Annotated in this window: 6 protein-coding genes; 4 read left to right on the top strand and 2 right to left on the bottom strand. The window is 33.0% G+C overall.

Annotated features, from left to right (window positions below; all coding sequences use genetic code 11):
- Positions 1–334: 334 nt before the first annotated feature.
- On the bottom strand, positions 335–763 hold the full coding sequence (locus C7S20_RS16780) for a hypothetical protein (RefSeq protein WP_107013551.1): 429 nt from the start codon (positions 761–763) through the stop codon (positions 335–337).
- Between the two features lie 119 nt (positions 764–882).
- Positions 883–1,290 carry a hypothetical protein gene (locus C7S20_RS16775; RefSeq protein WP_159039966.1) on the bottom strand — a complete coding sequence of 136 codons (408 nt, stop codon included), beginning with the start codon at positions 1,288–1,290 and terminating at the stop codon, positions 883–885.
- A 250-nt stretch (positions 1,291–1,540) separates the two neighbouring features.
- On the opposite strand from C7S20_RS16775, the gene C7S20_RS16770 reads away from it, so the two are divergent.
- Genes C7S20_RS16770 through C7S20_RS16755 form a run of 4 tightly spaced genes read left to right on the top strand, consistent with a single transcriptional unit; the run spans position 1,541 to position 12,497 of the window.
- Positions 1,541–3,109, top strand: coding sequence for a DNA cytosine methyltransferase (locus C7S20_RS16770; protein ID WP_159039965.1), 1,569 nt, complete (start codon positions 1,541–1,543; stop codon positions 3,107–3,109).
- Between the two features lie 28 nt (positions 3,110–3,137).
- Positions 3,138–5,543 (top strand): hypothetical protein, encoded by a 2,406-nt coding sequence (locus C7S20_RS16765; protein WP_107013549.1) that lies wholly within the window; start codon positions 3,138–3,140, stop codon positions 5,541–5,543.
- Positions 5,543–7,030, top strand: a complete 1,488-nt coding sequence (locus tag C7S20_RS16760) for a hypothetical protein (RefSeq protein WP_107013548.1) — start codon at positions 5,543–5,545, stop codon at positions 7,028–7,030. The genes C7S20_RS16765 and C7S20_RS16760 overlap by 1 nt, the downstream gene beginning before the upstream one ends.
- Before the next feature lie 10 nt (positions 7,031–7,040).
- Complete coding sequence (locus C7S20_RS16755) at positions 7,041–12,497, top strand: hypothetical protein (RefSeq protein ID WP_107013547.1); 5,457 nt, start codon at positions 7,041–7,043, stop codon at positions 12,495–12,497.

Raw genomic sequence — 12,497 nt, 5'->3', positions numbered from 1 at the left:
AGGTATATGGTGCATGGTCTCCTAAAGCCAGCCGCGATACAAAATACTAATCGTTATTCAAAACTTTGAGCCGTCTTGAATAAAAGCTACGTAATTTAAATGGATTTTTTGACCTAAAAATAGGTAATTCATATCTATTTAGAAAAGTGATGGTTTATAATTCCAAACCCTTCCAAACCTTAAACGGATCCATTTTTGCAAGTATTTGGTCTTTTCTATTAATTGACGGATCCATCCAATCTGCTTTTTCGCGGGCCCAGCTAATTAATTGGACTCGTTCTTCTGAATATTCAATTAAATTTAGTTCTTCAAGATGATCTATATAAGCTCGAAATTATTGAACCCGGTGCCATTGTTCAGATTGATCTATTAATTTCTTTAGCTTACTAAGTTCAGCGTCCCTTTTAGCTTTAATCTTTTTTTCTTTATCCTCTCTAATTCTTTGTTCGGCCCAACTTTTTTCCAGCCTGGCCTGGTATTCTTTTTCATTTTTTGCGAATAGTTCTAAACCCGCAAGAATGGTTAAAATTTTATCTTCAAGTGGTTTGGTGGCAGACCCATACCATGACTTATCATGAAGACTCCGGTATACCTGGAAAATTAAAATCCCGGTTGGTACTAATTTGGTAAAGGTATAATGACCAATAGTTTCATCTGGAACTCTTTTATTTTTTTCTCTAAGCCTTATGGTGAGTTCCATTCCATCAATCACTACTTCTGATTTATCACCCTTAAAGTCTAGTTTATGGCCACGTTTTCTCAAAGCTTTGAAAATAGTATTTAAAATACGGAAGGCTCGAGGTAGTAACTCTTTAGAAACTTCAGGTACGAAATACTCTATCCCTTTAGAATCACTCTTTTTAAATTTCTCATGTAAAGGTTCTAATTTACCCGTAACAATTTTCTTTGATGTTTTATTATTGGATCTGGATTCGCTAGTCTGTCAGGAACAACCAGAGATAAATTTTTATCTTTTAATAATTCTTTCTTGATTGAATGATACTTGTAGGAGGCACTATTTTCATTTGGAAGAGCGGAGGCATTTTCACCAAATACCTTTCTCTCATGATCCCCTTGTGGCAATGAAATTTGGGGAGAAGACTTCCCAAATTTAAGCTTTATCCAATGACCATTCTTTGGAGTAGGTATATTGTATTCTTCGCAAATCTTTTTTAATTCATTATATGAACATCCTAACTCCTGAATTAATTGGTTAATAGGTTTGGACCATATCAATTCATAGATGTCTTTCACGGTTAAGTTTTCTGTTGATTTTTTATTTTCCATCATTACGGTTTTAAACTATACTGATAATCATACAATTAGGAACTTTATATTTTCATAGGGATTTTTCTTTAACATTACACTAAGATTTTTCTATATTTACTTCTGGCAAGGCCATTGGAACTTATACTAATTCGCCCTCATTCTAGAATTATTATGCTGGAATAATAGGATTGTAAGATAAATTTGGTCTATTTATTACCCTACATGATATTCGCTTATAAGCTAGGCGAGTTACTTTAAATTCAAAAACTCAATGTCAAAAAATAATTTATCAGTGGATAGGAAATATATTGAACTATTTGCTGGTTGTGGCGGTTTAAGTTTAGGCCTTGAATCAGCAGGCTGGAAATTAGATTTAGCAAACGAGATTAGTCCAATGGCTGGAGAAACTTTTGCCTATAATATATTAGGTGAAAATATAACTCAAAAGAAGGATGGTACTGAAAGTAAAGTATGTAACGTTAACGATCTTCACTCTATCAATATCGATGAATGGAAAGGTAAAAAATTAGTCATTGGTGATGTTGTTCGCTTAGTTGATACTCTTAGGCAAAACCCTAAATTATCGAAAAGATTTAAGAATATAGATTTGGTTTCCGGAGGTCCGCCTTGCCAGGGTTTCAGTATGGCCGGAAGGAGAACGGAAAGAGATCCAAAAAATCGTTTGCCTTATGCCTTTGTTGATTTTGTTGAATTGATAAAACCAAAAACCGTAATTCTAGAAAACGTGGAAGGTATCTTACGACCTTTTAAAAGTGAAGGAGGAACTAAGGAACCATGGTTAGAAATTGCGAAAGCTTTTGCTTCTATTGGTTATGCTCCATTGTGCTTTTTGATTAATGCGAGGAACTTTAAGATACCTCAAAACCGGCCTAGGTTTATAATGCTGGGTATCCACAAGTCATTAAAAAAAAGAACTCTATCTAAACTCAGTGATAATTTAAATTCAGAAATAAAAAGAGTTTTTGAGCATGCCTTTATTTTTGCAGAAAAGGATCGGGAGTTTATTTCAAATTATAATGGTCATGATCCGGCAGTTCACATAGATGTAATTAAAAATGACTTTGCGAAAAATAGGAATCTTCCATTAAAGGAAATATTTAACAGCCATAACCTTTTTCCTGAAATGAACTCAAGGGAGGTTAGTGTAAAAGCAGCAATCGAGGATCTCTCTAATAATGCAGGTATAAGAGAAACTAAGAATAAGGAGCTATTAATTAAATCATCAGAAGGATCTGAATACTCAAATTTTCTTTCAAGGAGCTTATCTAAAGTTCTAAGACATCCGCAAACCCACGTAAAGGGATTGTACAACCATGAGCTCAGGAAACATTCTTCAAAAATTGTGAAGCGTTTTACTTTTCTTCAAGAAATAAAAAAGTTAAACGATGCAAAAAGTAGAACAATATTTGAATCTTGTTTGAGAGGAAAAGAAGTTTCAGAGGAAGATCTCGAAAAAGCTAGGTTAGAGCTTGCCAAAAGCACAAGATTAAGAGAAGTAATTGATTTCTCCTCATCTGCTAACCTCAAATCTTCCATTGAAATGATCAGGTCGAAAAAGCATTCTCAACGAGCTATTAAAGAGGATGAGCCTGCACCCGCACAAGTTACAATTCCAGATGACATTTGTCATTATTCGGATAAACAACCTAGGGTCTTGACAGTAAGAGAAATGGCAAGAATCCAATCTTTTCCTGATGATTTTGTATTTAGAGCGAAGGTCACAACTGGGGGGGGAATAGAAAAACAGAAGTACCTCAATACACGCAAGTTGGTAATGCTGTACCCCCATTGCTTGGTAAAACAATTGGAACTTGGGTGAATAAAATTCTAGATTAAATTATTGTTTTATGAGCAGAATTCCAGGTGGAGAAAAAAATAAAAAGTCAGGAAAAAAATGGAGTGAGGACGAGCTACGTGAAGTTTATTATCTATATAAAAAGCTAAACGGGGAAGGGCTACATGAAAGAAATCCTCTAATTAAAGAAATAGCTAAAAGGTTAGGTAGAACCGTTAGGTCAACTGAGGCCCAAACTCTAATGTACAGGAATTTAGACAGGGGAGGGGAATATTCACATGGAAATATGAATAAGTTGTGTAGGAAGATTTGGTTAGAAGAGGAAGGGGATTACATTTTAAAGGAAACTGTTAATACTGCGAACTTAGATTTTAAAGACACTAAAAAAAATCAACAAATGTTATATCCGTCAGCTTTACTTGATTGGGCTGGTTCTGGGAGTGGAGGTGTGAAAAAACCTTTTGACGTTAATTCCGGAAGGCCAACTGGGGAACATATACAGACTTCTCTTACCTATAAAATTGATAATTGGATTAAGGAAATACCTAACCATTCTCCTCGGATTATTCTTCTGGTTGGTGGACCAGGCAACGGAAAAACTGATTCCTTGGAATACCTTGTTCAAGAATTTGATAAAGAGTTTAAGACAGATTATTTCATTGAAATAGCTCATAATAATAGGGATGCAGGAATCACCCCACCAAGGTCAATTACTGTAGATTTGAATATTAAAGATCTTCCATACAAAAGATTAAAGGTGGTTCAAGATGCTACACCGGGTGAAGGAAATGTTTCAAGTGAGCAAAGTCTTATTAATGATTTTGAGGAAGCGATTAATGAAAATATGCTATATATAGCATGTATTAATCGAGGAATTTTAGCTGATACCATTAGATTAGCTGAGAAGAATAACACTGAAATCTACAAAATATTAAAGACAGTAATTACTGGTCTAACTGATTATTTGGATCCAAAATCGTTATGGCCTTTAACAATAAAAGGAAAATTGAAAGACCAAATTGGTGTTTGGCCGATGGATGTTGAAAGTCTTGTTGAAGCAAATGATAAATTTAAAAGCCCTGCTGAAAAAATTTTTCAGGCTGCATTGAATAAAGATAAATGGAAATGTAAAGTTTGTACTGTCAATAAAGACTACTGTCCTTTCTACCAGAATAGAAAAAATTTAAGTAAGACCGAAAATCTTGATGGTCTTTTAAGAGTTTTACGGGATTTTGAATTAATTTCTAACAAACGGTGGACCTTTAGGGATTTATATGCATTGATTCCATATTTAATTGTTGGGTCTAGAAAAGAATTTGCCAATCAGGACCCGTGTAAATGGGTTGATCGAAATATAAAAGTCCTTAACAAACCCATGGTAGATCAAAGGATTAAAACTGTATGGAAACTTTCTGATCATCTTTACCATGCCAAGCTTTACAGTAAATGGCCAAGTTTTCACTCATTTGTGCGATCTAAAAAGAATAGAGATATAAATCAAATTTTACATCATTCAGAATATGCTTCTGCTCTGCTAGGTTATTTTTCTTACAACAGGTCTATGAATGTAAATAAACCAGTTATAGGATCTTTTCTGGATGACCACTTTTTTCCGCTCATTAATCCCAGCCAGTTAAGTAATATTAATGACGATTTTAATAAGCTTTTTGAGAACGTTAAAAAAATTGAATCTTACTTTTCGTACTCTGTTCGAGCAGGTTACGATCAAATAAAAGAATATTTGAATCCTCTAGAAAATGAGCTTTTCAACCAATTGATTGAGGTAGAAAGGGAATTGGATGAAAAGGTAAGGGAGATAAACTCTTCAAATTCGCAAATAGATAGATTTTTATCAATTGTTAGGATTATAGCTATAAGGTATTTCAAAAGGGTTTACTTCACTAGCAAAGGATTGTCTAAGGATGAAATTTATTTACGAGAATATAGACAATTGAATCCACAAATTGATAAGAGTAAGCAGCAATTAAAGGAAGCCAAAAATTTATTTGATTCCTTAATCCAAGGTAAAGATGACTTATCCTTAGTGTTGAACTCTTCAATTTCGCAACCATCATTATCCATAGATTCCCAAGTTAAACTCATAGTTGGAAGGGTAACATTGGATCATGAGTATGTCATTAATGATGTGGATGATGTGCCTAGGAATAATATTGCAGTATTTAAAATAGTTTTTGCTACAAAAGACATTCCAGTTCCTCTCACTTATCAATTATATAAGGCATTGGCGCAATTAAAGGAGGGTGTTAGAGCTTCCTCCCTTCCAACCGAAGTGTTGGCAATGTTAGACAATATTAAATCTCGACTTACCGGTATAACGGTTCGAGGAGGTTTAAATATTTTGAGAAATGCGAAAATACAAATAGGAGATTCTTCATTCTATTATCGGGTAGATGATCCTAGGAAGGAATTTGAAATTACAAAACAAACATATGAATAATGAAAATTAATGGTATTCCTAAAGATACAGAGATTTATTCTGATTCAATATTCAACTTAGGTTTTAGTCCTGAATACAGTAATGGAGAGGTTTCTCTTGCGGCTTTATACCGCCATGTAGGATGGAAATTGAACAAAAAAAGATTTCCAGAAGATAAAGTAAATGAATATGGAGAAATATTCTTTGATAAGGAGAAGAACTCAGAATCACCAGAGAAAGATGATATACTGGATCTTCAAGATTGGAAAAAGTTAATTTTATCCTCGCTTGCATCTCCTAAAATGCCTAGACAAAAAAGAATTAATCCCACATTATATCCCTATGTGCCGGATTGTGCTTTATATTCCAATTCAGCCAGAGAAGGAAATAATCCATGGAACCCAGGAAACCTATTAGAACGATTAGTAATTCAAGGCAGCGGCTCTCAAAAAGATGCTGATGAACTGTGGGAGAAGCTTTTTGTCGCACTATCAAGTAATTTTGAAATTGAAGAAGAAGATATATTTGCAAGGTTAGTTACTAAACATTTTTATAATCGTAGACCTGAGCAGATTGAATGGGATATAAATCAACTTTCATTACCGAATTCTTTAGAACATTTAGAAGAGGAGGTGAAGGAAACTTCGCCAGCAGCTAGATTTTTTAAGGATTTAAATAAAATTTTAGATTTAAAATCAAAATTGAGTAGGAGACAATGGTTAGCTATTTTAGAATCATGCCTTAGGATAGGGGGAGCTTCTCACGTTCTTTGGATTTGTAGGCTAAATACTGTGGCATGGGAGTACCTAAGGGCTCAAATAAATGATCAAAAAGAAATATCCGAAAATGAGCTTCTAAATAAATTTAAAACAGATTCTCTTAAGTTCTGGAAAATCGAAGAAAAAGCAACAGAAATAATTCAAAAAGAGATGCAGTTTTATGTTAGAGCACAAGTTGGCATTAACTATATATTAAAAAAATTTGATGATGAAGGGGTAAAGGTAAAATTAGGTTCTATTAGAGATCTTTATCGTTTAGGAGAGAAGTTAAATAAAAAAATTCGCACTGGGGATTGGAAGGATGATATCTTATTAGAGATTCACAACATTTATGAAGCAAATCCGAGAATTATTTCTTGTAAAGATGGCAGAACAAAAAATTTGTTTGAATTTATTCGTCATTCTTTAGGACAGAAACAGACAGCCGAATCTCATAAGAAAAATTATGACCAATCCTATTGGCTCCAGAGGAAGGGGAACCGGTACAATTCCCCATGGATTTTAGAATTGGGTCCTGTATCTATACTATCAATGGTATATTGCTGCAGTTATAAAAGCGGTGAAAACAGAACAATTCTTGATTTATTAGACCACCTTGGAAATTATGGGATATCTATGTCTCAAACCGAATTAGAACAAAGCAATTTAATGCAAACTTTACAAACTTTGCAGGTAGTACAAGATTCTCCAGATGCAGAAGGAGGGATGGTAATTATTAACCCATTCTAAATTATTATCTATGAATATTTTCCATGAAAATTTAAAAAATTATATCGAATCGGAAGCTTCAAAGCTTTTAGAAAAATCTGAGGGAACTAACCGGTTATTATTAAAAGGATTACCTTATACAATAGCAAAGGATTTCATTTCTTTTATTAATGAGGACAACCCTATGCAAGTTAACGACAGGATTGTACCTATATTTCTATTCGATAAACACATTCCAGAAGGCAAAAAACCCCGAGATACGAAAATAGCTGGGACTTGTGGAAAAGATTATGTTCTTAATTTTAGAAATAGTGTGCATATTCAGGAAATAATTATAATTCTATCAGAAGGATCTTCATTGGATAAATCCAATATTACAAGTTTTGAACCTTTTGGAATTTCGGAAAAAACTGATGAGGAAGATTGGGGCGCACACCCAATGGTAGAGTCACTATTAATTCGTTCCATCAAGAATGGGAGCTTAATGAAAAAGTGTTTGAATGACATTTCATTTATTTTTAACCGATTTAATTCAGGTAACTTTTCTAAAGAAGATCATTCTGATCAATGGAAACTAATCCAGTACATTAGCTCGATTAGGGGAAATCTCACAATGCAAAAATTAAGGTCAATATTTGGTTTAATTAGCGATCCAAATACCGAAGTTTTTCGAAATGATAAATGTGATTTTATATTTAAAAAAATTGCAGACTCCTTCGAAAATTATGGAATTAAAAACTCTATATCAGAATGGATGGACCAAGATATTAAACAGGAAGCAAAAGATGCCCTTCTAGATTTTCAAACGCATTTTATTAAAAGTTGTGATTTACCTCAGGATTTTAGTCAAAACCCTTACTATTATTATAGTGAATTGGCTCGCAATGGTGATGGTGATAAATGGTGGAGCCTACTAGACGTCAAAACTTGGTTAGAAATTCTAGGTGCTAATAAAGATGATAATACTAATTTTGATCTCAACATCGCTAATGAAATCTATCCTAACAGCAAAAATAACCTTTCTCCTATTGTTTTAAATGAAGCAGAGTTTATTTTCTATAATACAAAAGGGTTTCCTAGTGATATCAATTTATCGGTATTTGAAGGAAATAAAAAAATTGGATCACACCAACTTCCAAAGGGAGATAAAAGATCTAATTACAACCTTCAACCGGGAGATCACAATTCGCCGATCAGGTTAAAATTTGATACAGGAAATAGTGAAATTAGCGAAAAAATAATTTCCTTATCAAATTATGAACCGGGATTTGTATTTGATTTTCCTGACTTAGTCAAAGTCAAAAAATTATCTAGGAGGAAAAATGGAGGGTGGAGAACAAATGTTACGGTAAGTAATTCTGGAAACCAAGAAATTGAATTTTATTTTTCAAATTCTAAATTAGAATTTGAGAAAATTACAATTAGTGATTTAGAAGACGATGCCTCAGAAACTTCATTACCAGTCAATATTGAGGAAGGAAAAGGAGTATTGAATTTCGAATTATTAAGTACTGAAAGCAAACTAAAATTCTACTTTGTAAATATTGAAGATTCAAAGGAACACTTAATAGAATTGCTGGTAAATGTAAAGGAATCTGATCCGAGAGGTGTGGATAACGTTTTTCAAAAATTGTTATATCAAAACAGGTCTTCTAAAGGCATTTTGACCAATTTGTTTGTAAACCCGCCGAAATGGAATATTCTGGATAAAATCCAGAATTCCCTATCAAAAAGGGATAATAAATTTTACCCAGTTATTCTCGGTTCAGATCTTAACAAGGTTTCTGTAAAAAAATTATCATCAAATAATTTAATCACGAATGGCCAGTTAATTAATGACTGCAGACCTCCTAAGAAAGAATTTAATCCTCCCGAGGAATTATTAAAAATTAGGGAAGAGATCATAGCTATCACTGTAAAACGGCATGGCGAGGACGATCATGAATTTAATAGCCTAATTGAACAATGCGAATTATTCCAGAATAATATTAAAGGGAAGTTAGAAAAACTTATTGAAAAATATTTAGATGAATATGAAAAATGGCATAATGAATTCCCTAAGCTTGCTTCCTGGTTCGAGGTTGTAGCAATATGTGATGTTTCTGATGGTGTAATTGATAGTGAACCTTATGCAATAATGTTGACACCTTTTCACCCGGTTCGCATTGCTTGGCTTTTCCAAAGTCAAAACTATATGTACGAAAGTCTTAAAAAGAAAATTCCATGTCCTGCCGCAGGAATATTAGAATCACCAAAATTCCCCGATTGTTACGTATTATCCGTTTTTCGTCCTCATGGACAAAGTCAACAGGATGTCTTTTTATCAGTTGATAATGATAGTGATTACTGGAATATTCTATGGAGAGGAAGCCTTCTAAAAGATTTACAATCGTCAAAATTAGCAGGTATATTTAATGATGAGTTAGGGGCTGAAGTTCAAGGATTGGTAGGCGGACTTACTTCTTCCCAAGTAGAGAGAACCCTGAGCGATATTTTCAAAATAAAATCTGCTCAAAACAAGATCAAGGTTAACGTTCACAGTGAATCAACAGAAACTCAACTTTTTAATGAGGGAGTTGAAAACTGGGTGCATCAAAATCTTGGTAATCCTAGTAAATTAAATGGGAGGAATGAAAAGGATATATGGTTCTCAAGTGGTGGCAGGGAATTAAGGATTAATGATACTAGGCCTTGGAACCTTCAGCCTTCATCAGAGGAATTACTCGATACTACCATTGATTCCGGCTATACTCTTACTTGGTATAATAATAAGCAAAATATGGAAAGACTTTCTGATATATCAATTGTAAGTCATTTATCTAACCTTAGTCCAATTTTGCTAAATTCAAAACCATCCTCAGTAATTTTCAAAGGAGGTGTATGTCGCCAAAGAATACGTCATTCTTCTATCAGTTCTTCAGGTGATTTAAACTTTATTGAATCGCGAAGTTTTATTGAATCAAATCCAATAAATGAAACCAATGCTCTTTCAAAAAGACTTATTAATTTAATTAATAAAATTGAAAGTAAATCCAGCGATTTACAAGGAGGTCATTTAAGTTCAACTCCTAAACTTAGGTTTATAGAAGAACAATTAAATATTTCAGATTATTGTGCCATCTCCTCTAATGTTGTGGATCCATCAGCATTTTTCAGCTCACATGGAGAAACATATATTTGGGATTACGACCTACCATCTTATTCTTCCAAACATTCTGCCCAGAATGGATTTTATTTATTAGCTAAAAATTCAAAAACTGTTTCAGATGCCGTGAAAAAAAGTTTAGAAGCTATGCCCAATATGGAAAGAATAAGTGCTGAGTTAACATCAGAACTTCTCCAAGAAATATCAGGCAGAGGAATTCCAACATTAAAATCTTTAGCCTCCGGTGGTACAAGTGCTAATGGAGAGATTGGAATGTTAGTAGCTATGAGATTGCTTCAAAACCTGAACTCACAAGAGGGAGATTTCGAGTTTTTACCCTTTAAAAAATCTGACTCTTATAATATTTTAATTCCGGTAGATCCATATACAAGCCAATTAAATACTTTATCTCAGAGATTAAAAATTGATAAATTAAGACCTGACCTTTTAAGCTTAAGTTTTCAATTTAAAAAGGGAAAAATAGATTGTGCAAAGATTACACCTATAGAGGTAAAATATAGGTCTCAAAGGATGAATCAAAAAGACCTAAAGACTGCCCATTTTCAATGTCAAAATTTTCATCTATTTTATGAAAAGTTGTTAGAAGTGAGTCGTGAATCTACTTTATGGGATTTAACAAGAATTAGGCTTTTAACTGATATGATATCATTCGCTTTTTCTATTTATAGTAAAAAAATGGAAAATGATGACGACAAACTAGAATGGGCCCAAATCGAAAATTCACTATTAAATTCTTTAAATAATCCTCACACTATAAAAGTCGATAAACAGGGTAGAGTAATAGTGCTTTCTAACTATTCTATTACAAAACTGGTTAAGGTATCCTCCAAAACAATCGAAGATACTTTATTATTAAGTTTTGAAGACGCAAAGAATCTTCTGATTAAACAGAATCTAGATGATTTCAAAAAATTAAGTTTAAAAATTAAAAACTGGGATTTAATTTGCGAATGCAATGCCGAAACTAGAGAATTAATAACCAATAACGAATTAAAGGCTGAAGTTGCAGAGGAGTCTGAAGAATTAATCGTAAAAGACAGTCAAAACGAGAATGAAATTAATTCTAATCAAGAACCATTAGAAAAAGATCTTGAAATAAAAAATAAACAAACTGAGGGATCAAATGGATTTAATAATGTTGGCATTAAGTTCATGGTAGGCCGTCAAGAGGGTGTGTTTGAAAACTTGGATTACATTTATTATCCTAGTAACACTAATTTGAACCAACTAAATATTGGTGTCGTTGGTGATTTAGGCACAGGGAAAACTCAATTGTTAAAGGCATTAATCTATAATATTTCAAGGTATCCAGAAAAAAATAGAGGCAAGGCACCTAAATTTTTAATAATGGATACCAAAAGAGACTATGATGGCAGTGGTGACAAAAAAAGTGACCAAAATTTTATAAAAAATATTAATGCTAAAGTTGTACAACCAGTTAATTTGCCAATAAACCTTTTTGATATTAAGAATTCGCAAGATGGAAACCCAGCAGTTTCTAAAGCAGAATTTTTTATAGATATTTTAAAGAAGATTTTTGGTGGGATAGGTGGCAACCAAGAACATAATATTTTGAACGCTGTTCTGGGAGCATTTGAGGATAGAGGCTACCAGGCTCACTCGGATAATTATCATGATTTTGTTTCACCTACCTTGCAAGATATTTTAGAAAAATACGAAGAAATTATTGGGGATAAAAAGGACGTTCCTTACGCCATAATGTACAAATTATCTTTAAATAGGTATTTTGAACCAGATCCTGGAAAAACTATTGATTTTAAAGATTTTTTCAATCAATCAGTTGTTCTTAGTTTAGGAAACCTTGCAAGTAATGATAAGAATTTAAAAATGGTGATGATAATCTTCCTAAATATGTATAGGGATTATATGTTAGGTGTTAAAAAATCAAAATATTTACCAAAAGGCGATCATCAATTACGAAAAATTGATAGTTATTTATTGATTGATGAAGCGAATCTGGTAATGGAATACGAATTACCGGTACTTCAAGATATTTTACTGAAAGGAAGAGAATTTGGTGTTGGCGTAATCCTTTCTTCACAATATTTAAGACATTTTAGAAAAACAGCAACTAATTATATGGAACCATTATTGACTTGGTTTATTCATAAAGTTCCTAACATCACAGTCAAGGAGTTAGAGGCTCTAGGTATGAACGAAATTAGCAAATCTCTAGTTAGTGAAATAAAAGCTCTTCAATGTCATTACTGCCTTTATAAAAGCTTAGATTCGAAAGGTGATCAAATTAACGAAATAATTAAGGGAATACCTTATTATATTCTTGATGATGAAAATTCATAA

The sequence above is a fragment of the Christiangramia fulva genome (assembly GCF_003024155.1).
Classification (GTDB): Bacteria; Bacteroidota; Bacteroidia; order Flavobacteriales; family Flavobacteriaceae; genus Christiangramia; species Christiangramia fulva.
The sequence above is the reverse complement of the archived record's forward strand: the minus strand, read 5'-3'. Positions and strand labels throughout refer to the sequence as shown.